The sequence below is a fragment of the Bacillus sp. FJAT-25509 genome, assembly GCF_001420605.1.
Classification (GTDB): domain Bacteria; phylum Bacillota; class Bacilli; order Bacillales; family Bacillaceae_G; genus Gottfriedia.
The window spans coordinates 659,813-681,225 of record NZ_LJIZ01000003.1 but is presented as its reverse complement, the minus strand read 5'-3'; the positions used below and the strand labels follow the sequence as shown (position 1 = coordinate 681,225).

At 31.3% G+C, this 21,413-nt stretch carries 24 protein-coding genes; 15 read left to right on the top strand and 9 right to left on the bottom strand.

The genetic code is table 11. The features are described 5' to 3' along the window. Window positions 1-621 precede the first annotated feature (621 nt). The 6 genes from AN960_RS03700 to AN960_RS03670 all read left to right on the top strand — a co-directional run bounded on the left by AN960_RS03700 (window position 622) and on the right by AN960_RS03670 (window position 5,121). Window positions 622-1,233, top strand: a complete 612-nt coding sequence (locus tag AN960_RS03700; RefSeq protein ID WP_056466991.1) for a hypothetical protein — start codon at window positions 622-624, stop codon at window positions 1,231-1,233. A gap of 189 nt (window positions 1,234-1,422) precedes the next feature. Next, window positions 1,423-2,667 (top strand): TolB family protein, encoded by a 1,245-nt coding sequence (locus AN960_RS03695; RefSeq protein ID WP_056466989.1) that lies wholly within the window; start codon window positions 1,423-1,425, stop codon window positions 2,665-2,667. Window positions 2,668-2,831: 164 nt separating this feature from the next. Continuing rightward, window positions 2,832-3,500 (top strand): DUF3888 domain-containing protein, encoded by a 669-nt coding sequence (locus AN960_RS03690; RefSeq protein ID WP_056466987.1) that lies wholly within the window; start codon window positions 2,832-2,834, stop codon window positions 3,498-3,500. A gap of 158 nt (window positions 3,501-3,658) precedes the next feature. After that, window positions 3,659-4,003: a hypothetical protein gene (locus AN960_RS03685; protein WP_056466986.1), complete on the top strand. Its 345-nt coding sequence runs from the start codon at window positions 3,659-3,661 to the stop codon at window positions 4,001-4,003. A 28-nt stretch (window positions 4,004-4,031) separates the two neighbouring features. After that, entirely contained in the window at window positions 4,032-4,415 is a 384-nt protein-coding gene (locus AN960_RS03680; RefSeq protein ID WP_056466983.1) for a hypothetical protein, read from the top strand. 271 nt (window positions 4,416-4,686) lie between these two features. After that, window positions 4,687-5,121 (top strand): hypothetical protein, encoded by a 435-nt coding sequence (locus AN960_RS03670; protein ID WP_056466977.1) that lies wholly within the window; start codon window positions 4,687-4,689, stop codon window positions 5,119-5,121. Between the two features lie 405 nt (window positions 5,122-5,526). Here AN960_RS03670 and AN960_RS03665 read toward each other — a convergent pair whose 3' ends face one another. The 4 genes from AN960_RS03665 to AN960_RS03650 all read right to left on the bottom strand — a co-directional run bounded on the left by AN960_RS03665 (window position 5,527) and on the right by AN960_RS03650 (window position 9,390). After that, on the bottom strand, window positions 5,527-6,063 hold the full coding sequence (locus AN960_RS03665) for a hypothetical protein (protein ID WP_056466976.1): 537 nt from the start codon (window positions 6,061-6,063) through the stop codon (window positions 5,527-5,529). Between the two features lie 216 nt (window positions 6,064-6,279). Further along, window positions 6,280-7,788 (bottom strand): nitrate/nitrite transporter, encoded by a 1,509-nt coding sequence (locus AN960_RS03660; RefSeq protein WP_056466971.1) that lies wholly within the window; start codon window positions 7,786-7,788, stop codon window positions 6,280-6,282. 130 nt (window positions 7,789-7,918) lie between these two features. Further along, window positions 7,919-8,362 carry a hypothetical protein gene (locus AN960_RS03655; RefSeq protein ID WP_056466970.1) on the bottom strand — a complete coding sequence of 148 codons (444 nt, stop codon included), beginning with the start codon at window positions 8,360-8,362 and terminating at the stop codon, window positions 7,919-7,921. A 311-nt stretch (window positions 8,363-8,673) separates the two neighbouring features. Beyond that, window positions 8,674-9,390, bottom strand: a complete 717-nt coding sequence (locus AN960_RS03650; RefSeq protein WP_056466967.1) for a Crp/Fnr family transcriptional regulator — start codon at window positions 9,388-9,390, stop codon at window positions 8,674-8,676. A 326-nt stretch (window positions 9,391-9,716) separates the two neighbouring features. Between AN960_RS03650 and moaA the strand changes: the two genes are divergently transcribed. Then, window positions 9,717-10,724: a GTP 3',8-cyclase MoaA gene (gene moaA / locus AN960_RS03645; RefSeq protein WP_056466966.1), complete on the top strand. Its 1,008-nt coding sequence runs from the start codon at window positions 9,717-9,719 to the stop codon at window positions 10,722-10,724. Window positions 10,725-11,089: 365 nt separating this feature from the next. Here the strand turns inward: moaA and hcp are convergent, their stop codons facing one another. Next, entirely contained in the window at window positions 11,090-12,379 is a 1,290-nt protein-coding gene (hcp, locus tag AN960_RS03640) for a hydroxylamine reductase (protein ID WP_056466962.1), read from the bottom strand. Between the two features lie 222 nt (window positions 12,380-12,601). On the opposite strand from hcp, the gene AN960_RS03635 reads away from it, so the two are divergent. Then, on the top strand, window positions 12,602-13,150 hold the full coding sequence (locus AN960_RS03635; RefSeq protein WP_056466960.1) for a hypothetical protein: 549 nt from the start codon (window positions 12,602-12,604) through the stop codon (window positions 13,148-13,150). Window positions 13,151-13,169: 19 nt separating this feature from the next. Here AN960_RS03635 and AN960_RS03630 read toward each other — a convergent pair whose 3' ends face one another. Together AN960_RS03630 and AN960_RS03625 are read right to left on the bottom strand one after the other, a co-directional pair. Then, a complete protein-coding gene (locus AN960_RS03630) occupies window positions 13,170-14,687 on the bottom strand; it encodes an MDR family MFS transporter (protein ID WP_056466958.1) in 1,518 nt (505 codons plus the stop codon). Then, window positions 14,687-15,163, bottom strand: a complete 477-nt coding sequence (locus AN960_RS03625; RefSeq protein ID WP_056466957.1) for a MarR family winged helix-turn-helix transcriptional regulator — start codon at window positions 15,161-15,163, stop codon at window positions 14,687-14,689. Before AN960_RS03625 ends, AN960_RS03630 begins: the two co-directional genes overlap by 1 nt. Before the next feature lie 364 nt (window positions 15,164-15,527). Here AN960_RS03625 and AN960_RS03620 point away from each other — a divergent pair, with 364 nt between their 5' ends. Further along, window positions 15,528-16,028 (top strand): GrpB family protein, encoded by a 501-nt coding sequence (locus AN960_RS03620; protein WP_056466953.1) that lies wholly within the window; start codon window positions 15,528-15,530, stop codon window positions 16,026-16,028. 28 nt (window positions 16,029-16,056) lie between these two features. On the opposite strand, the gene AN960_RS03615 is transcribed toward AN960_RS03620, so the two are convergent. Beyond that, window positions 16,057-16,968, bottom strand: a complete 912-nt coding sequence (locus AN960_RS03615; protein ID WP_056466950.1) for an aldo/keto reductase — start codon at window positions 16,966-16,968, stop codon at window positions 16,057-16,059. Between the two features lie 37 nt (window positions 16,969-17,005). Continuing rightward, on the bottom strand, window positions 17,006-17,155 hold the full coding sequence (gene mciZ / locus AN960_RS24325) for a Z-ring formation inhibitor MciZ (protein WP_156339604.1): 150 nt from the start codon (window positions 17,153-17,155) through the stop codon (window positions 17,006-17,008). A 90-nt stretch (window positions 17,156-17,245) separates the two neighbouring features. Between mciZ and AN960_RS03610 the strand changes: the two genes are divergently transcribed. The 6 genes from AN960_RS03610 to AN960_RS03585 all read left to right on the top strand — a co-directional run bounded on the left by AN960_RS03610 (window position 17,246) and on the right by AN960_RS03585 (window position 21,407). Beyond that, entirely contained in the window at window positions 17,246-17,791 is a 546-nt protein-coding gene (locus tag AN960_RS03610) for an NUDIX domain-containing protein (RefSeq protein ID WP_056466947.1), read from the top strand. 78 nt (window positions 17,792-17,869) lie between these two features. Continuing rightward, entirely contained in the window at window positions 17,870-18,556 is a 687-nt protein-coding gene (locus AN960_RS03605) for a DUF975 family protein (RefSeq protein ID WP_056466939.1), read from the top strand. A gap of 181 nt (window positions 18,557-18,737) precedes the next feature. Further along, window positions 18,738-19,604 (top strand): alpha/beta fold hydrolase, encoded by an 867-nt coding sequence (locus AN960_RS03600; protein ID WP_056466936.1) that lies wholly within the window; start codon window positions 18,738-18,740, stop codon window positions 19,602-19,604. A 213-nt stretch (window positions 19,605-19,817) separates the two neighbouring features. Next, complete coding sequence (gene spoIIM / locus AN960_RS03595) at window positions 19,818-20,468, top strand: stage II sporulation protein M (protein ID WP_056466934.1); 651 nt, start codon at window positions 19,818-19,820, stop codon at window positions 20,466-20,468. Between the two features lie 67 nt (window positions 20,469-20,535). After that, the gene (gene fur / locus AN960_RS03590; protein WP_056466931.1) at window positions 20,536-20,985 is read left to right on the top strand and encodes a ferric iron uptake transcriptional regulator; all 450 of its coding nucleotides are present in this window, start codon (window positions 20,536-20,538) and stop codon (window positions 20,983-20,985) included. 203 nt (window positions 20,986-21,188) lie between these two features. Beyond that, window positions 21,189-21,407 (top strand): YqzK family protein, encoded by a 219-nt coding sequence (locus AN960_RS03585; RefSeq protein ID WP_056466929.1) that lies wholly within the window; start codon window positions 21,189-21,191, stop codon window positions 21,405-21,407. Window positions 21,408-21,413 lie beyond the last annotated feature (6 nt).

The window sequence follows — 21,413 nt, the reverse complement described above, 5'->3', positions numbered from 1 at the left end:
CATGTCTATTTTTAGTATAACATGTGTTTTATAAAATTTTTATTGAAAAATATTGACAACTATTAGCTGGTTTAGTTACATAAGATTTAAATAACTTGTTTTGCTTTCCTTTCCTACCCTCGTTAGCTCCATTTTGACTAATCGCTTCACCAAATGTTCCCTATTAATCGAATTATGATTCTTGGTATAAACATTAAGATGTTCCAAATCACTTCAAAAATCACTTCAAATATAAACTCAATTAGGGAATCTTTAAAAAAGCCGTCTCTATTACTTTTTTTATATTTCATCTTCTAACTCCCAATAATCAATCATTTTTTAACTTTTCATCGGAATAACAAATTTAATTTCTTTAAATAGATTCTACTTTTATTATATCATTCGATTATTCCACTAACCTGCCAAATACATAAATAAAAAAGCAGCCAATGACTGATTTTGCTATTCAACTAACACATGCATTAGTTGAACAATTAAGGAGTTGATAACGATCGACTCCTATTTAAGTATTTGGAACTTTAGTTAATAAAACAGAGTGTTGTAGGATAGTAAAGAAATAATTTATCATTATTAATAATAAACAATTATTAAATTTCAAGAAGATAAGCTGGTGAAGAAAATATGGAAGTATTAATACAAGGTGATAAGTTAAAAGAGTTGTTGAATATTATAGTTAGCCCGTATCTTTTACCTTTGGGATTAAAATGGCGAGGTGATTATTACTGGGTTGGTGAAAACGAAAATGGTATTAGGAAAGTTTTTCATTACGTCCCTTCTAAGGGGGGAATGGGTTGTTTTTCATACGGGTATTGTCTTGATTTCATCCCTCTTTTATCTGGGAACAAACTCCGATACTTTCGAACAGAAAAAGGTGCAAGAGAGTTAATTTCAATTCGTGGGGATATTTCGGAAATTTCACAGTGGGTTAAAGACGATGTCAAACAATCTATCGTAAATGCTATTAAAACAGATATTAAACAAATTGAAAAACACTTTAAGTCAGTTCCTTCAATTGAAGATGTGCGGAAGATCGCAATAAAAAATATGGAAAGTGGTGATCAGTATTTCATTTACCCTAGTCCATTCTTTGTTCTAGCATTTATAGAAGCAAAAATTGGTAATCTTGATAAGGGGCAAGAACTGTTAGAAAAATACTTTTCTCATTCGAATGAAAAAGAAAATATACGTGAAATGTTAATTAGTAAGTTAGTAGATCTAAAAAAATCTAATTAATACAATTTTTTTATACAACTAACTAATGCGTTAGTTAGATTAAAAGATCGACATTTACGTCGATCTTTTTTTATTGTTCAAAGCATTATGATTCAATTAATGACTGCCTAAAAGGTGGATTTTATTGTAAGAATGTGAATACGGGGAAGAATAATAGCAATTGTATTAAAGAGGTGGGATAAAGTTTACATGAAGAGAAAGATCATTATATTTCTTTCAATACTTATATTATGGATACAACAGTTTCCTTTAGCTGCCGCCGAAACAAATAAAGTATTAAAAGCAGCATTTATAAAAAATGACGATTTGTGGATTAAAATTAAAGAAAGTGAAGTGAGAATTACAAACGGTAAATACGTGAGGTTTCCAAAATGGTCCTATGATGGCAACTGGATAGCTTATATTAGCGGAGTCAAAGAAGAATATAGCCCATTATTTAAAGGAGACCTCTGGATTTATAACATAAAGAGAAAGCAACATTTTAAGATTTCTTCAAATGTAAATAATAATTTTCAATGGGCACCGAATCAAAATTCCTTTGGTTTTCAATCCAATAATGAATTAAAGATGATTGATGTTAAATTTATGAAAGAACAGCATAAGATTTCTTCTGGAGTTATCGAGTTTTCATGGTTACCTGACGGGAGGGGATTTTTAACTTCTAATAAAGCAGGTGAAAGTGTTTATTCGGACATAGTTTTATCTAAATTTATTCTTAAACATAACAATCAATATGAGCGCCAACATTTTTATACAATACGAGTTGCAGAAAATGAACATTATTATGGAACAAGTCAGTTTAAATGGTCCTATGATCGTAGCTGGATTGCTTTTCAGTTAGTTCCTACTGCATCTTTATCTGCTGATAGTAATACAATTTGTGTTCTTTCAAATGATGGAGCTATTTTTCATAAAATTAATGAGATGTTACATTATGAGGAATGGTTTGCCTGGGCAAAAAGTGTTAATTATTTAGCTTATATTAAAGGATCTAATCGTGTTTCGACATTAAATAAGAAGCTAGAAATTATAAAAATGTCTAATGATACTAAGTTTGGCTTCACTCCAAAAGGTTATGTAGATCGAGATTTGACGTGGAAAACTAATAATCAAATTTATGTATCACGATCAGTTGAAAATGATCTAATCGAAGTTGGACAGAGACCGTTGCCTAGCATTTATCATATTAATCTCCAAACTAAGAAACAAAAGAAAAGCACCTTTCCATTAGCAAATGAAGGAGATTTTTATCCTTTAAGTATAAATGATGGTGAAAAATTAGTATGGATAAGAACGAACCGAAAGCAAGCTAGCGTTTTGATTGCAGGAAAAAATGGCAAAAATCAGAGAATCTGGATTAAGAATATTAATTTGGGGACCTGGTATTATGAGCATTGGAATTGGAACGAAGTTTTTAATTTATACCAATCTTAATTTTTTTGATTTCAAACAATTCTTGTTCAACTAACGCAATGCGTTAGTTAAAGATCACTAGTTGCTTAAATGCAACTATTTTTTTGAGGTATTTGAGAATAGTTCAATAAGGAATGTTAAATAATTGCCCTCTATTGTGGAAAAGTTAATCACGAGGTGTAAATATGAATAGGCAATTAATTATAATACTTATTAATTTTGTTTTGATCTTTTCTACACATTCTGTCGAAGCAACTAAACGAACAAATTCAGTTTCAGATAATTATTTTGATATTAATTTAACTGGTTTTGAACATTATACTTTAAGTTCATATTCTCAAGATAAACCTAATGATTTTACTTCTCTTGCTAAAGTGTATACGGTGGCTACTAATAAAGAAAAAGAGTGGATTGATGAACCACGAATATATATTAAAGCGAACGAAGGCTATATTCACATTTGGAAAAATGATGGTACCAATGTTCTTTATAAGATCAAAAAGGTTGATAATGATTGGGAAATTGTCGATGTAATAAGAAAAAAATTAAATAGAATTCCTGTATCAAAAGAGCTCCTTAAAGACGTGTTAATTGAACGATTAACAGAGCCGATAAGTCAAGTGGTTGATAGGCTTTGGTATAGAGGATATGAAAAAATAATTAAAATAGAAAAAGATAAAACAAATAATATATTTTATGTAACTGTTCAAGTACAGACTTTTAGTGGTGCACATAATCCACCTTATGTAGAAGAAACAATTACATTTAGAATTAAAGGAAGTGACATAAAAGCAATTGATATTAAGCGTAGATATATTCCAGAAGAAGAATGGATCAAAATAGAGTTACGATAATTTTTTCTTATGCAACTAACGCATGCTATTCTTCAATAACGAAGGATCGTTTTTATGCAGCTAAATGGCAGGTTAGTTGAATAAGGAAATGAAATACTTATTAATATGAATTTCTATGTTATTTTAAATAGTTTTTAATTTTTGGGATGGTGTACAAAATGGTAGGTATTGATTTTACCTTAGCTAAAGGCAAAAGAAGAAGAGATTGGTTAGATATAGATAGAAATGTGAAGTTTTCTGAAAATATTCACTTTCATCTTCGTGGTAAGGAAAGGAATAATGCAAGCTTACGTTTATTACTTGATTTAGATCAATACAGTGATAAGTTATTTTCAGAAAAAGAAATAAAAGAATTACTCAGTATTTCTGATTATTTGTTAAGTAATTACCAAGCAGAATATGACAGATTGGAAAAAGAAATAAGGAAATTTGCAAGTGAGTTAAAAGAGCTTTGTTTAGAAGCAATCGAACAAAATTTATTCATCATCGCACTTGGTGATTAAGTATAGAAACCATTGTTTATTTAATGATATGCATCCTGAGATCAATATATTTTGGGGTGGTTCGAAGGAAAATAAACTAAAATACATTAAAGAACTTAATAGTTCAGTAGATAAATACAAAGAGATGGAAAAATGGATTCAAGATAAGTTTGATTTCGGAGAATTCCAATATCCTCAAATCTTCCCATCATTAAATTTAGCAAAAGAGTTTTTTAGCACATTTTTAAATGACGTAAAAGACTTAAGAATAATAGGTATTGGACTACCTAATAATTATTTAGAAAGTTTTTTTGATGAGGAAGACACAATAAACAAGTCCATAGATGAAAGAACCGGAATAGAGAATGTCCTAATCAGGAAAGAATTTATTGTTGATGAAACTAATTTGATAAAAGGCTATGAGAGGTCTTAGGCTATGAATTTAATACATTCCATTCTTATTTGTGTAACGGATTAGAGAAAGAGTTTAAAAATCAGTTTGATTTTTCATTGAATGAAAATGGTTTTATTAAATCACTTGCTGAAGCAGAGAGATGTTGTAACATTGCAAATGACGAAAACCTAGGAACAGAACCAGTTTTTTTGCTTCCTTGGGCTATTTTTGAATACAATTCTTATTGAACAAACGCATGCTTTAGTTGTGCAAGTTTCAAATATGTTTTTACTCAAGGAGCGTAAATAAAATGTATTTTAAGGATGCAATACTTAGTGGTGATTTTAACAGAGCGAGAGAATTATCTTCAAATATGGATGGAGAATCTTTATTAGAAGCGCTTTTTTTAATAGCATATGAAGAAGAAAGTATTGCACCGTATGGTTTTGCAAACTTTCAACTCCTAGAGGAAGAAACATCCGAAAATCATTATGTGATTTCATTTATTCTGAGTATGGCTTTAAACTACTTGGGGGGAGCATATCAAATATCATTTCATCATGCGAAAAAAGCGATTGAACTATCGCCATATGATATTAGTTACAAAGAGTATCTCCTTTATTTTAATGCACTCCCAGAAAAGTTATTAAAAAACGAAGAAGCCATTGAAGTAGCAAATTTAATTCTGGTGAAGGATCCTACAAACACCACGGCGTTAAAGGTAATTAATGAATTGAAAAATTGATAGCTTATGCAACTAACGCAATGCTTTGGTAGTACATAAGAGTTGTTTTAGCAGCTTAGAGAGAAGGTTGATTTACTTATAGATCAATATGGTGACAAAGATTTATCCATACAAGAGATAATGGAGTTAATAAACATTTGTAATGGTTTATCGGAAAAATACAATTCTGATAACATAGATGACCAAAAAGTAAGATACTTTTCAATGAAGTTGAAGGAGTTATGTGAAGAAGCACTCCAAGAGAATTATTTGGTCGAAGCAATAGGAGATTACGAAAGGCACCACTCAAGAGCAATGCCTTTTTCTCATTTTATTTCTAATACCAATTAGCACGTTATTTATATAACTTTACAAAAAACAGAACAATGATTGAAATTGCGTTTCAAATAAGTTAAGTATTTTCAGTTACCATTCGTTTGTTGCTTCAATTAATAAACTGCTTCCTTTAAAGGATCTCTCACCAAAATGTGTAATCAATATACATTCTGTAATATTTGATGATAGTTCATCCGTTTTGTAGCTTATAAACATACCAGAGGCAATTTCTTTATTTGTTTCATCGAATACTCGTACTTTTTTTCCTTCTAAACTATGTAGTCTCGCTTTTTGAAGAAAGGCAACCCAATAGTCCCAATTTGAAATGATGTATGCTCCTTCACCAGTAGCTAAGTAGCCTAATAAACTTTGAGAATCATTATATTCAGCATTAAGAACTAGAATAAGATTCTTAATAATATGGTGTACTATTGTATATTGTTTTAGATTTAATTGTGGAGGGAAATGGATTTTTAGACATCTTTTATTAGAATCTATGATACCTTCTAATTTAATGTTATCTTTTGTGTAAAAATACGTTCCTTCTTGAATTCTAAATCCTTTCATATGAAGAGTATGTTCTATAGATAGATCAGGGCTAATAGAGTGTAATTCAACAGTTAACATGATGCATATCTCCTCCCGTGGCTTTATCACTAACGATCAATTCATTCCTTATTATAAAAGATAACGAAGAAAGCTCCTGTGACAATTATTACATGTAAGTGGTAGAAAAAGTATTATATACATAGTTCAATACATAAAAAGAAAGTGGTGCCCCTTTATAGGAGCACCATATGTAAAGTATTATGTTTTTCACAAGTTATAGAATAAACTACATTTTTAGTTTATTTTACTTTTACTAGTAGATAGATCACTAAATTGTCCAATATAATAAATCACTTTACCATGATCGTCACACACTTGAGTGATCGTCAGCCATTCTAAATAAACTTCACCATTTTTTCGTTTGTTCCAAATTTCACCTTGCCAATTACCTTGATCTTTGAGTTGTTTCCAAAGTTGTATATAGAATGCTTTGTTGTGATGTCCAGATTGAAGGATATTTGGCTTTTTACCAATGACTTCTTCTTTCTTGTAGCCTGTTACTTTCGTGAAGAAAGGATTTACTTTTTGAATTACCCCATGCTCATTTGTAACCATCATTGCTTGGGCTGTATTTTCTAATATTTTATATTCCGTTTTCAATTTTTCACGGAAAGTCATCCATACTACAATAACAAAACTGAGAAGTGCAAACTCAGATAATGCCATAAATCCAATCGCATAATGTCCTGTCAAGCTAAATACAGCTGTTAATATTAATGGAGGGAAGAAGCCTCCTAAACCTCCCATAGCAGCAACTAACCCATTTACAATACCAGCCTGTTTTGAAAAGTAAAGTGGTACTAATTTAAAGATTGTACCGTTTCCGATTCCTGCACAAACTGCTACTAATAAAACCCCTACTGTGTATAGTTTAATAGTAGGAGAAAAAGATAATAGAACTCCTGAGAATGTTAGTCCACCAAAGACAAACAATAAAATATTGAAAGGATTGAATTTATCTGAAAGGAATCCACCGATTGGTCGGAAAACTGTTGCTAGAGCAATGAATCCAGCGGTACGTATACCAGCGTCAACAGGACTTAAATTAAAATGATTAACTAAGAAATTTGGTAAATAGATTGTAAAGGCAACAAACGATCCGAAAGTTATGAAATAGAATAAATTAAGTGACCATAAAGTTGAATTACGATAAACCTCTTTTACCTGCTTTACAATTGGAACATTTACTTTCTTCTCATTTTTATCACCGAATAGAAAATTTAATAGGGCAAACGCAATTAGTAAAACTAAATAAAATCTGACTGTTGTTTCCCAACCAAATGATTTAGCTAAAACAGGTGCCGAAAATGCAGTAATGGCTGTACCGATATTACCAGAACCATAGATTCCATTCACAAAACCATGTTTATTTGAAGAATAATACTTTGGTAGTGAAGTGACTCCGATTGAAAAGATTGCACCACCTATACCAACAAACAATCCTCCAATAACTAAATCTAAAAGTGAATCAGCATGACTAATGAAAAATACAGGAAATAAAAGTGCAAGAAAACAGATGGTGAAAATGGGTCTAGCTCCAAATCGATTTGTGTAATACCCGATTGGAATACGTAAGATGCTTCCTAAAATTACAGGGATGGCAGTGACTAAAGAGACTTGACCATTTGTTAATTCAATATCTTGGCGAATATTTGGCATGAGTGAAGAAATGAGTACCCAAACCATGAACCCTACGATGAGACTTGATGTTTGAAGAGGTAATTGGATTTTAGAACTTTTCATATAATGATGCCCCTTTCAATGGATCAATAATAAAATTTACTAACTAAATTTTACCAATCAATGGAAAGAAGCGTTGTGAAGTATATCACACAAATGGGGCAAGAATGGATAACATATTTTAAATTATTCGTTAACTCATTATATTGAAAATTTCTTCGTAAGTACTTTGAAGGTTTTTATGTAAAGAGCGCAAAATATTACGTTTTAAAATAGGCTCTTTAACAGACAAGCTTTTTATAAATAAATATGGGACTTCAATATATACCGAAGACTGAGTCACTTCAAGAATAATGGAATTGTTAACATGAGTATACAGAAAGATACTAGGCAAACAAACATCACTTGAGTTTAAGTTGCCAATTTTATATTGAAGGCCACTCGATTCTTTCATATGAACATTTACCTTTCCGGTTAAAATGATAATCATATTCTGTTCATTATGAATAGGTATATTTTCATTTGTTTCTCTAAAGTATAGATTGGATGCATCAACTATTTTTTTTAAGAGGTTATGATTGATATCTTGAAACAAACAGAGGCTTTTCAAATAAAGTAAATAATCAGGTTTATACAATTTTTTTCTCTCCCTAAATTACAAGACCGTATATTTTCATCATTATATAAAAACGATTTGAACCAAACTGTGACTCTTTTCACACATATAGCTCAAATAATAGCGATCAGATGTTGTGAAATCAGTTAGATGGTGGGAAAGGAGGGGGAATTTGGAGGACCAATCTATTTTAAAGAGAAATACAAGTAATTAAAAAATAAATAACCTTAACTAGTTAGAGGTAAAGTTAAGGTTACTTAATATCAATTATTTAATAATATTATGTAAAGACAAATTTAATCAGCTTTATACTTAAATAGTCTTCTAAAGAACTAATCTATGTTACATATATCTTTTGGGCAATTATCACAGCCGATTTCATTTTTAAGAAATTGTAAGTCTTTGATGATAATTTTTCCATCGGGAGAATAACTAATAACATCTTTTTTCCTTAAATCACTTAACATCCGATTAACACTTTCTCTAGTAGCAGCACAAAACTTAGCTAATTCTTGATTGGTAAGATGAATATTAAGAAGAATTCCGTTTTCTATTATTTCTCCGTATGAGTTCGATATACGGATGAGTGTAGAGTAAAGTGCGCCTTTTTTACCACTCAATACTAAGTCTCGAATCTTTGATTGATTTTTTCTAAGATGAGTAGAAATCCATTTCATAAATTCAAATGTCAATGGAGCATGGTTAATTAGTTTTTTCTCCAAAATATCTTTCGGAATGACCTGCACTTCTGATTCTTCTAATGCGTATGCGCTAAGCATATAATTTGCATTCTCTGAAAAGAGAGTCAATTCTCCGATTAAGTCATCTTTTTTACAAATACGAAGATTTAATTCATCACCATTTAAAGTCAGCTTACTTATTTGGATCATTCCTGATTTAATTAAATACAATTCTGTAGCATCTTCTCCTTCTTGAAATAAGAAGGTGCCTTTTTTTACTGAACGAGTTGATCCGATCGACTGTAATAAGGAAGCCAAATCTTTAGAAACGATTGAAAGGTCACTTTTTCTATTATTATTTTTTTCCATCAAAGTATCTCCGCTTCGTTATAGTTGAACATCATTGATTTTATGTATTTATCAAGAAAACAAGTATTTTATGTATTACATTTATTATTATAATACCATTCTATTAAATAGCATAGAACTCTAAGGATATAGAATATGAAAGATTGACGTAGTAGCTGGTTAAACTTGCATTTTGCAAATGGAAAGTAACTCTTTCAAAGAGGCATTCTGGAACATAAATACTGAATAGCTTAAACAACGAGATTGTGACATACATCATAAGGTGAAATAATTTTGTATGCTAATATTAGCTAAAAATCATACATAAGAAGAAGGGGGAGGAAAAAATGACCAATATCCTCGATACCCGCAATCGACCACTTCGAGATTTAAGAATATCTGTAACAGACCGTTGTAACTTTAGATGCAGTTATTGTATGCCTAAAGAGATATTTGGGGTTGACTATCCCTTTATGAGTAAAGATGAAATCCTATCCTTTGAGGAAATTGTTCGATTAGCTAAATTATTTGCAAAAATAGGTGTAGAAAAGATTCGTTTAACAGGAGGGGAACCTCTTTTAAGAAAAGATCTACCAATACTGATTAATCGTCTTTCAAAAATTGAAGGAATTAAATATGTGACGTTAACAACAAATGGTGTATTTTTGGCAAAAAACGCCAAAGCACTTAAAGAAGCCGGAATTTGCCGCGTAAATGTGAGCTTAGATTCCTTGGATGATAAAGTTTTCATGAAGATAAATAATATGAATCCGAGCGTTTCCACAGTCTTAAACGGAATTATTGCAGCTAGAGAAGCAGGGTTAGAAGTCAAAGTAAATATGGTAGTAAAGAAAGGGTTAAATGATACTGAAGTATTACCAATGGTTCATTTTTTTAAAGAGAAAAATATTACATTACGATTTATAGAGTATATGGATGTAGGGTGTACAAATGGATGGAATTTTAAAGATGTTATCTCGAAGAAGCAAGTTTACGATCTGATCCAAGAACAATATCAGTTGGAGCCAGTAGAGCAGAATTTCATTGGCGAGGTAGCAAAACGATATCGATATAAAGGAACGAATACTGAGGTCGGATTTATCTCATCAGTTACAGAAACTTTCTGCGGTTCATGTACGAGAGCCCGCCTATCTACAGATGGAAAGCTATACACTTGTCTATTCGCTTCAGAAGGGTATGACTTAAGAAAAATGTTGCGCACTGGCGTTACAGATCAATACATTTCAGCAATAATTCAATCATTATGGGAAAAAAGAGATGACAGATACTCTGAGATCCGCACAGAAGAAAGTCATAAAAATCGTAAAATTGAAATGTCTTATATTGGTGGATAAGAAACAACTATTTATCTATAGTTGTTTCAGACTGCCCGCCAAACGCTCGCTTTCTTCGTTACTTCGCCTGTCTGCGGTGCTCATTACCGCCTAAAGTTAACTCCGCTCCTCACCATGCTTCGTGCCTCGAAAGACAAGCGCTTGCAATCAGTCTGAAAATCAAGTATTTAGTACTTTGTCTACACACTGAAACAACTATTTATCTATAGTTGTTTATTTATTTTTATTTTGAAATATGGTATATAGCAACACAGAAAAATACGTTCGAAATGATTGAACAAACTCTAAGCATTCATTGATGTTGGAACTGAAAAATAAATAAAAGAACTTCTCTTTTAAGAGAAGTTCATTGTTCATTCAGGCTATTATCCTTGTAAAATTGTTTTCAAATCGTCTTGTGCATTCGTAATTAATTTTAAGCCAAATGTATCAACTAATACATTTAATACGCCTTCATTAATAAAGTCTGGTGCTTTAGGTCCGATTCGAATATCTTGGATTCCAAGGCTAAATAACCCTAATAATATAGCCACGGCTTTTTGCTCAAACCAAGAAAGTATAATACTTACAGGCAAATCATTGACACTACAATTAAATGCATCCGCTAATGCAGCCGCAATTTTTATTGTTGAAACTGAATTATTGCATTGCCCTAAATCTATAAATCTAGGAATGTTTGTACCAGTTACAGTACCGTAATCTACATCATTAAAGCGAAATTTACCGCAAGAGGTTGTTAAAACTACTGTATCATTTGGTAAAGAAGTGACAAGCTCACGATAATATTCTCCACCTTTTCCTGGGGCGTCACAACCTGCTACAACAAAGAAGCGTTGAATCTTCCCGTTTTTTACAGCTTCTACAATTTCAGGAGCAATAGACAAAACTGTTTCGTGATGGTAACCAGTAGTCATTACTTCTTCTGATTCTATATTTGCTTCTCGTAGTTCTAATGCACGTTGAATTAATGGCGAAAAATCTTCCTCTATAATCTTTGTTACTCCTTCTAATCCCGCCACTTCATATGAGAAGAAGCGATCTGCATAACTTCCCTTTATTGGAATCACACAGTTTGTGGTTGCTAAAATCGCTCCAGGGAATTTTTCAAATAAACGACGTTGATCAAACCAAGCTTTTCCGATGTTACCTTTTAAATGTGTATATTTTTTTAATGCTGGATAACCGTGAGCAGGTAGCATTTCAGAGTGTGTGTAAATATTTAAACCTTTCCCGTCTGTTTGTTTTAACAATTCTTCTAATGCAAATAAATTGTGGCCAGTCACAACAATGCATTTTCCTTCGATTTTATTAGAAGAAACTTGAACAGGTTCAGGAATTCCAAAATGTTTTGTATGGGCTTCATCTAATAGCTCCATTACACGAATTGCGGCTTTACCTACTTTCATAGCCATATCAATGTGTTCTTGTAAGTTAAAATTAGAATTTGTTAAAGTCATATACAGAGCTTCATGTGTTACTTGGTCAACAAATGGATCGGTATACCCTAATTGAGCAGCATGTGTACGATAAGCTGCAATTCCTTTTAACCCATAAACCATCGTATCTTGTAAACTTGCAATTGTTTCATCTTTTCCACATACACCTACAATCTTACAACCACCAACCGGAGTTTGTTCACATTGGTTACAAAACATCATTCATCCCCCTAACAATTTGAATAAACTTATTATATGGCGGGATATAATCATTGTTTGTGACTTAAATCACATGAAATCCTTAAACTAATAAATAAATTATTTCAAAGATTGTAAGGGTATAAGTGAATTCTTAGATAGGTTATTGAACGAACGTATACATTATTTGAATAACGGTTTAAGATGACTATGAGCAATAAGATAGGGGGTGATAGTTGGAGGATGAGTATAGACCTAACCAAAAACAATGCTAAAATAATTGTAGAAATGATCGATTCAGGATTAATTTTTTACAAACACTACTATTTGTGGTGTGATTCAATTATTGAGTCTTTAGAAAATCCACCTTACTGGATTTTAGAATTAGCTATTACTAAAAGCTCAAATGATGCAAGTGGGATTGTTTCTGAATATGCTTACTCTGACCTAGAAACATTAAGCCCGGACTTTTATATAAAATTTAATAACCTACATTTAGCGTGTCTTTTTTTAAGTTCTAAAAATGGTGAACTTTCTTGGAATACATTATTAAGAGAATCAGGCCACTACTCGGATGGTTCTATATGTAAAATTGACTGTACGTTTTTTTATGAAATGCTAAATAAATATGAAGATAGCTTGCAATCATTTGAATTAAAAAGAGAACAAATGAATGAAATAGAAAGAATGTTAAGTGATGAAATTGAAGAAATAATAGAGATTTACAAAGTATTCCAAATGTATTATTCAAAGTATTTAATAGAAGAAAAAAATAAGCCAAATCCATATTAGAATGGATTTGGCTTTATTTTTATTGAGCTTTTTTCGCTCTATTTTCTTTTACTTCAAATGTTAATTTTTCTTTACCCATTAAGATAATCGCGATAAAACCTAAAGTAATCGGAATTAATGTCCATTTGAAAGTAGTTGCAACTGAATGTGCCATTGCTTCTGAGATTTTATGAAGTACTTCTGGTGGAATTTTAGCTCTTGCATCAGCGGATAATAATGCTCGTGAATCAACTTTTCCGCCAAATGCGCTAATATTTCCAAGTAAATCACTTAATTTATTTTTAAATACGTGGTTTTGAATTGTACCAAAAATTGTTACACCAATTGTCATACCTAATGTTCTAAAGAAAGTATTTGTTGATGTAGCGATGCCTCGTTTTTGAGGTTCGATTTTGTGTTGAGTTGCCATACTTAATAATGAGAATGAACAGCCCATCCCAAGACCAGCGATAATCATGTAGAATGTTACTGTTGATCTAGCTGTATCAGTATCTAAAGTGCTTAATAAATACATTCCAATGAAGAATAAAACAACTGAAACTAACATGATGCTTCTGTAACTAAATTTACGTACTGATTGACCTGCTACTTGGCTACCTACAACCGAACCAAGCATCATCGGAATAAGAATGATACCAGAATTTGTAGCTGTACCACCATAAACTGATTGAACAAAAAGTGGAATTAATACAGTCGTAATAATGAAAGCAGAACCGTAGAAAAATGCAACACCCTGTGTTGCTGCAAACAGTTGCTTTTTAAATAAGCTAAATGAAATAATTGGCTCTTCAACTTTTCTTTCAATTAGAATAAATGCGATAAATAATACTGCAAAGATTGCAAATAAGGAAATAATTGGAGCAGAATTCCAATCGTACTCATTTCCACCTAATTCAAGAGCAAACATTAAACTGACAACTGAACCAACAAGTGTAATCGCACCAAACCAGTCGATTTTAAGTTTTCTAAGCTGAAGGTTTTCTTTATAAAACTGTGAAATTAAATATAAAGAAATAATACCTAAAGGTAGGTTGATGTAGAAAATCCAGCGCCAATCAATTTGATCAGTAATATAAGCACCTAAAAGTGGTCCAAATACACTAGAAAGACCAAAAACTGCACCAAATAAACCAGTCATTTTTCCTCGTTTTTCTGGTGGGAAAATATCAAAAATAATTGTAAAGGCGATTGGCATTAGTGAACCTCCACCAATTCCTTGAATCGCACGATAAATACTTAATTGAATAATGCTATTTGCTGTTCCACATAATGCGGAACCAATTAAGAAAATGATAAGTCCTAATAAATAAAATCGTTTACGTCCATACATATCTGATAACTTACCAAAAATCGGCATACTTGCCATAGTAGCAACCAAATAGGCAGAGGTTACCCAAATAAATTGGTCTAAACCACCTAGTTCTCCAACAATTGTCGGCATTGAAGCTGAAACAATTGTGTTATCCATAGCCGCCATCAGCATTCCTAATAATAGACCTGCTACGACAAAGCCAACCTTACTCTCTTTTGAAACCATTAAGTTTCCCCCTTATTTAATTCTTTAGTCTCTTTTGGAATCAATTCATTAATATCATTCCAAAATTTAAATAATAATGTTAACTCTTTGTCATCATACTGATTAAAAATATTAGAAAGAGAGTCAGATAATGGTTTAAAAAGTTCTGCTAATTCATCATCACGTTCATACACAGGTTGAATAATTACTCGTCTACGGTCATTAGGATCTTGAATACGTTCAACAAAGTTGACTTTTTCAAGTCGGTCAATAACACCTGTTATAGCACCAGTAGTTAGATGTGTTAATTGAGATAACTTTCCAGCTGTAATCGGACCAGTGTGGCAAAGTAATTCTCGACATCGTAAATCAGTCGCATTTAAATGAAGGTTTGAGGCAAGCCCTTCATTAAAAAGAACGATTGAAGTGCTGAATTTTCTAAATTCCATTATAAGAGATGGAATAAATTCACTTCGAATGATTGGTTTTTCTGACATTTCATTCTCTCCTTAGAATATAGGAAGTACTAAAAAGTTAACGTAACTAAATATCTTAGTAACTAAAATAATTATAATTCAAAGAAACCATTTAAAGAAGAAATTGTGAGTATTTTAACCAAAATTTAATTTAGTATTAAATTACGATTTTTGAACATTTTTTAAGTGAAAGTAAGGGTAAAAGGGATTAGGGAATTTTAATGAAAACAGTTTAAACATAGGGTTTATGGAATAGGTGGAAGGTCACGATTGTAAAAGGTCTATTTTTATGCTTTTTCTACTGCAATTAATTTTTTCAATAATTAATTGTCCTTTAACGAATGCTATAAAAGGAAGTTAATGAAAAAAGTGTAGGTGTTCTAAAATGAAAAAGAATATTGAAATTGTACCTTATCGTACTTCCTGGGAAGAAGATTTTCAGTCTGAAAAAAAGGCAATTGATCTATTATTACCAGAGAAAGCAGCGATTTATCATATAGGGAGTACTTCAATTCCGAATATGTTTGCGATGCCAATCATTGACTTAATGATCGTTGTAAAATACTTAAAAAAGTTTGATGAGTATAGTGATGTTCTAAAAACTTTAGGTTACGAACAATTGGGGGATCTATCTAAGCAAGACAGAAGACTTTTTATAAAATGTGATGATAATAGTAGTTTCCATATTCAAGTATATGAAAAAGGAAATGCTGCTATTGAACGAAATATTGCATTTAGGGAATATATGATCGCTCATACTGATCAAGCAATGGAATATATAAAATTAAAAAAAGAACTTGCTAAAAATAAATTAGAAAATAAAAGAGGACGTAAAGAAGAATTTTTAGATGAAATCGATAGAAAAGCAAGTAAATGGAAGAAATAACACTCCTTCCATGGAAGGAAGGAGTGGCTTAACGATGTTCCTCATAATTCGTAAGAAGTGAAATTTCTTTTATTTGGGCGATTTGTTGTGAATTTAATGGTTTTGCAAAGTAAGCGTTAATATTATCTAGTAATTGTTCTTTATTTCTAGCTCCAACAGCTAAAGATGAAACTGCTTTATGAGAAAGAGCATATTGTAAAGCTAAGCTATGTAAGGATTGTTCTTCATCGAGAAGTTGGAGAAGTTTTCGGATTGTTTCAGTACATTCTTGTTCTGAATATGACATATAGCCCTTGTTAGATAGTTTCTTTTCCCATTTACTTGTTAATAATCCTTTTGCTACAGAACCACGTGCAATGACAGAAATATTATTTTTTTCGAATAGCGGAAAGAATTCTTCAGGTCTACGCTCAAGTACATTATATTGCATCATAACACCTTGTATAGATGAATGATTTATAAATCGATTAATAACATTCGGACGAATTGAAGAGATTCCATAATGGCGAATTAAGCCTTCTTTTACTAGTTCATCAAAAGTAAATATAGTTTCTTCATATTGATCCTCAATTGTTCCACCATGAAGTTGATAATAATCGATATAATCTGTATTTAGTCTACGTAAACTGTCTTTTACAGCTTCTTTAATATATGCTCTCGATGGATCCCAATACCATTTATTATCATGTGAATTATTCCAACGGTTTCCGACCTTCGTTGCAATAACCACTTGATCTCTGCGACCTTTTAAAGCTTTACCAACGATGTCTTCATTTTTACCGAAATCATATAAATCAGCAGTATCAAAGTAATTAATACCAACATCGATTGCTGCATGAATTGTTGAAATTGCCTCATTTTCTTCTGTCCCAAGAGACATACAACCTAAACCAATTTCGGATATTTCTAATAAAGTAGAACCAAGTTTACGTTTTTTCATATAAATCCCTCCAAGTTTAATTGTAGGGAAAAGAGAATTATTTTACAACATAGAGAAGCTTGCCATTGGAGTTTTGAATCCATTCTTGAACCGTTTTATATTGCATAGCAATAACTTCGAGGCTTTTTAAAATTTCTGTTTTAGAGCCTACAAGGACAACAGAATTTTCCGTCATACACATTTTCATCAGACTACCTCATTTCAGAAAGTATTTTAATGAAATAAATGATAAAATGTATGTGACAACCATATAAATTAGAACAAGGTGATGAAAAAAATGAAAAAATTTGAAGAAAAAACACTAGCAGAAGAAAAAATATTCACAGGACGAGTAATCTCTCTTTATCATCAAAAAGTAGAATTACCGAATGGAAATACAAGTACACGTGAAATCGTAAAGCATCCAGGTGCGGTAGCTGTAATTCCAATTACAAGTGAAGGAAAAATAGTATTTGTAGAGCAGTATCGAAAAGCGCTAGAAAGAAGTCTTTTAGAAATTCCAGCGGGAAAATTAGAAAAAGGCGAAGAGCCACTTGTAACGGCTAAACGAGAACTAGAAGAAGAGACTGGATATGAAGCAGCCGAGTGGGAGCATATTCAATCTTTTTATACATCACCGGGGTTTGCAGACGAGTATATACATATATATGTAGCAAAAGGTTTAAAGAAATTAGAAAATAGTGCAGTTTTAGACGAAGATGAATTTGTCGAAATTTTTGAGCTAACATTAGACGAGTGTCTAGAAGAGCTAAAAAAAGGTTCAATCCATGATGCGAAAACATGCTTTGCAGTCCAATATTTACAATTATTACAAAAAAATTAAATTAAAATTAAAAATATCTCTCAAAAAGTGGTAATAAACATGGTAAAATAAAGTGACATTTTTTGAGAGGATGAGTAGATGAGAATTTCGTCAATTAAAAAAACAGCTAAAAGTCGTCTATCTGGTAATTGGGGTAAAGCGATTTTAACACTTGTGGTTTTTGGTGTATTACAAGGACTTATTTATATGTTACTTAATGGGCCAGTCAACTATCATTATACAGGGAGTATAACTTTAGATTTTGATCAACAAGATTTAATACCTGGTGGAATCCAAACCGTAATCGAAATTATTACTGCAATCTTAAATACGCTACTAGGTTATGGATTACTTGTATACTTTTTAAAGTTGATTCGTGCTGAGGAAAAAAACATATCGGATATATTTTTCTATTTTAAAAGTGGGCATCAATTTATAAGAGGAATAATAGTTGGATTTTTAGTAACTTTATTTACAGTATTATGGACTGTTTTATTAATCATTCCTGGGATTATCAAATCAATCGCGTATTCACAAGTTGGATATATTTTAAAAGATTTTCCAGAAATGAATGCACTAGATGCAATTACATTAAGTAGAAGAATGATGGATGGGTATAAATGGAAATTCTTTTTACTAGGGCTTTCATTCATCGGTTGGGGTCTATTAGTGATCATCACTTTTGGGCTTGCTTTATTTTATGTAGCACCATACTTTTATACTTCTCAGGCACAATTTTATGCAGAAGTAAAAGAAGCATACGAAGCAAAAAATGAAACGATATAAAAATCTTGAGAAAAAAGACGTTATTTTTTTAACGTCTTTTTTTTATGACTTATTGAATGCCTATATTGAAAAACAGCATTTCACTTTTATTAAGCAAAAATTAAAGAATGAAAGATAAAATAGAAAATAGGAAAAATGAATACAATAAGACAACTAATCAAATACGATGAAGGTGAGAATATTGTTTGTTAATGGTGAGCTTGGCACATATCACGTTCGAGTAAAAGGGGATGGCAAAGTTACAGTTCTTTTAGAATGTGGAATGATGCATACTCTTCATCAATGGAAGTATTTACAAGAAGAGTTGAGTAAATATGCCAAAGTTATAACGTACGATCGCTTAGGTTATGGAAAAAGTGGAATATGGACGACAGAACGATCAACAGAGCAACAAGCTTTTGAATGTTATGATATTTTATTAGCATTAAATATTAAAAGTCCTTTAATTGCTGTCGGACATTCTCTGGGGGCATATATTGTATTCCAATTGTCTCGGCTTTTTCCAAATTCTATCCAATCTATGGTTTTACTCGATCCAACACATCCGACCCTAGAAGAACAAGAGCAGAAATTATATGATAAGTTACTATATCAATTTGCGTTAATAATGAAGAACGCGAACCGATTTAATCTTACTAAGGTAATTCCAAATAAATTAATTAATAAAATGATGAAAACTTCACCGGAGAACCAGTTCGAAATGATTAGCGCAATTAAAAGTTATAAGCATTGGAAGACTGTTGTCAGTGAGTGGAAAAACCTAAATTATAGTAACTTACGAATTAAGGACGCATTGAAAATAAAAATGAATATTCCTTTACTAGTATTAACAGCTTCTAATCAAAGTGGCTTACAACTTAACCTGAAGAAAAAAAAGGAATTACTACATAAAGTTGAAAAATATCATAATGAATATTGTGAAACAACAAATCAAGGTAACCGTCAAACATTAGAAGGCTACACACATTCTTCTATTTATGGAAATAATGAAGAAAATGCTAAATCAATCGGTCAAATCATAAAAAAACAAATTGAATTATTAAATTAAAACAAAGCTGTTTTAGTCGTTGACTGACTTTAACAGCTTTTTTATATTTTTTAAAAATTTTTGATGACAACGAAAATCATCATCCCTTTCCATAAAATAGCAACTAGACCTACTTTTTCTTTATGATTAATTTTTCAACTTTTATAAATTAATAGAATAAATTACTTGTCCATTCATAAAATGAAGAGAGAATATAGTGCAGGAGATGATATCATGACAAGAAGCTCAGTCAAATCAACGATGAAAAAACATGTTAAAGATTATTTGTCACTCTATATTTTTGTTAGTGTGATTTTACTTTTTGGTGTAGTATTTGGAGCAGTCATCGTAAATAGTATGAATGTGAGTCAAAAGCAGGATATTCTATCCTTTATTACACATTTTTTTGGACAAGTTAATAATGGGGATTATATAAGCGGAAATGAAGTGTTCCTTTCTAGCTATTCTTCTCATTTAAAGTTTTTAGCATTGATTTGGGTTTTAGGGATCTCAATCATCGGATTACCAATCATTCTTATTTTATTATTTATGAAAGGATTGGTAGTTGGATTTACAGTTGGATTTTTAGTCAATCAATTAGGTTGGCATGGTATTTTATTAGCATTTTCTTCTGTTTTTCCACAAAATGTGATCGTTTTACCATTATATATACTTTTAACTGTTTTAGCAGTTCAGCTATCTATTCGAATGATTCGAAAGCAATTTATTAAAAATGATAATGAACCAATTATGAAACAGTTAGTCTCGTATTCTATTGTTTTTGGAATTGTTGCTGTTTGCTTAAGTATGGCAAGTATTATTGAGGCATATGGTTCAACATATTTTTTAAAAGCCATCTCAGAAATAATTGTTTCAAAAAATTAACAAATAATTTTTGACACTTTCTCTTTCTTTGTTATAATTATTATCAAGTGGCGAGGGAGTGAAAAGAATGGAAGAACGAGTTGAACGAATAAAGAAACAACTACATTTAGCAGGATACAAATTAACACCACAACGGGAATCTACTGTTCGTGTTTTATTAGAAAACGAAGAAGATCACCTAAGTGCAGAAGATGTTTACCTCCTAGTGAAAGAAAAATCGCCAGAAATTGGACTTGCTACTGTTTATCGTACGTTAGAATTACTAACTGAGTTAACAATTGTTGATAAAATAAATTTTGGTGATGGCGTTTCAAGATACGACTTAAGACATGAAGGTGCACAACATTTTCACCATCATTTAATTTGCACGGTTTGCGGAGCAGTAGATGAAATTCATGAAAATCTATTAAGTGAAGTTGAAAAGACAGTTGAAGAACGTTGGAATTTTAAAATTAAAGATCATCGATTATCATTTCATGGTGTATGTCATCGTTGCCATGATCAAAACGAAGAGTAGTAAAATGATTTTAATTTAATTAAAATCATTTTATTTTTGATTCTTAAAAGACGGAGCAGTTCAATAAAAAGAGTCTGCTCTTTTTCATGTTCTAAAAATTACACTGGTAATGATTAATGTTGCTTTTTTGAAGTATGATTTGTCCTATTTTTGCATAGTATGTAGTAATGATGTCTTTACTTCTAGCAAAAGGTGGTGGTCATATGAAAAAAAGAGCAAGTATTGTTTTTAATGTAATAAAAGTTACAATTTTATTCATTACATGTACAATTTTATTTTATTTTGCTATTCAATGGATTCATTCTGAATATGAAAATATGCATCGATATGACCGACCAGAAGGCTCAATGTTAAAGGTGGACATTCATAAAAAGGATGGTGCTTTTAACCAATTGGTACGGTTTTATCAAAACGGGGAGTAATGAAAT

Bases quoted from the DNA above. Each gene is read 5' to 3' on its own strand.
- AN960_RS03700 (WP_056466991.1), top strand. From the start codon at position 622: ATGGAAGTATTAATACAAGGTGATAAGTTAAAAGAGTTGTTGAATATT.
- AN960_RS03695 (WP_056466989.1), top strand. From the start codon at position 1,423: ATGAAGAGAAAGATCATTATATTTCTTTCAATACTTATATTATGGATA.
- AN960_RS03690 (WP_056466987.1), top strand. From the start codon at position 2,832: ATGAATAGGCAATTAATTATAATACTTATTAATTTTGTTTTGATCTTT.
- AN960_RS03685 (WP_056466986.1), top strand. From the start codon at position 3,659: ATGGTAGGTATTGATTTTACCTTAGCTAAAGGCAAAAGAAGAAGAGAT.
- AN960_RS03680 (WP_056466983.1), top strand. From the start codon at position 4,032: ATGCATCCTGAGATCAATATATTTTGGGGTGGTTCGAAGGAAAATAAA.
- AN960_RS03670 (WP_056466977.1), top strand. From the start codon at position 4,687: ATGTATTTTAAGGATGCAATACTTAGTGGTGATTTTAACAGAGCGAGA.
- AN960_RS03665 (WP_056466976.1), bottom strand. From the start codon at position 6,063: ATGTTAACTGTTGAATTACACTCTATTAGCCCTGATCTATCTATAGAA.
- AN960_RS03660 (WP_056466971.1), bottom strand. From the start codon at position 7,788: ATGAAAAGTTCTAAAATCCAATTACCTCTTCAAACATCAAGTCTCATC.
- AN960_RS03650 (WP_056466967.1), bottom strand. From the start codon at position 9,390: ATGGAAAAAAATAATAATAGAAAAAGTGACCTTTCAATCGTTTCTAAA.
- moaA (WP_056466966.1), top strand. From the start codon at position 9,717: ATGACCAATATCCTCGATACCCGCAATCGACCACTTCGAGATTTAAGA.
- hcp (WP_056466962.1), bottom strand. From the start codon at position 12,379: ATGTTTTGTAACCAATGTGAACAAACTCCGGTTGGTGGTTGTAAGATT.
- AN960_RS03635 (WP_056466960.1), top strand. From the start codon at position 12,602: ATGAGTATAGACCTAACCAAAAACAATGCTAAAATAATTGTAGAAATG.
- AN960_RS03630 (WP_056466958.1), bottom strand. From the start codon at position 14,687: ATGGTTTCAAAAGAGAGTAAGGTTGGCTTTGTCGTAGCAGGTCTATTA.
- AN960_RS03625 (WP_056466957.1), bottom strand. From the start codon at position 15,163: ATGTCAGAAAAACCAATCATTCGAAGTGAATTTATTCCATCTCTTATA.
- AN960_RS03620 (WP_056466953.1), top strand. From the start codon at position 15,528: ATGAAAAAGAATATTGAAATTGTACCTTATCGTACTTCCTGGGAAGAA.
- AN960_RS03615 (WP_056466950.1), bottom strand. From the start codon at position 16,968: ATGAAAAAACGTAAACTTGGTTCTACTTTATTAGAAATATCCGAAATT.
- mciZ (WP_156339604.1), bottom strand. From the start codon at position 17,155: ATGAAAATGTGTATGACGGAAAATTCTGTTGTCCTTGTAGGCTCTAAA.
- AN960_RS03610 (WP_056466947.1), top strand. From the start codon at position 17,246: ATGAAAAAATTTGAAGAAAAAACACTAGCAGAAGAAAAAATATTCACA.
- AN960_RS03605 (WP_056466939.1), top strand. From the start codon at position 17,870: ATGAGAATTTCGTCAATTAAAAAAACAGCTAAAAGTCGTCTATCTGGT.
- spoIIM (WP_056466934.1), top strand. From the start codon at position 19,818: ATGACAAGAAGCTCAGTCAAATCAACGATGAAAAAACATGTTAAAGAT.
- fur (WP_056466931.1), top strand. From the start codon at position 20,536: ATGGAAGAACGAGTTGAACGAATAAAGAAACAACTACATTTAGCAGGA.
- AN960_RS03585 (WP_056466929.1), top strand. From the start codon at position 21,189: ATGAAAAAAAGAGCAAGTATTGTTTTTAATGTAATAAAAGTTACAATT.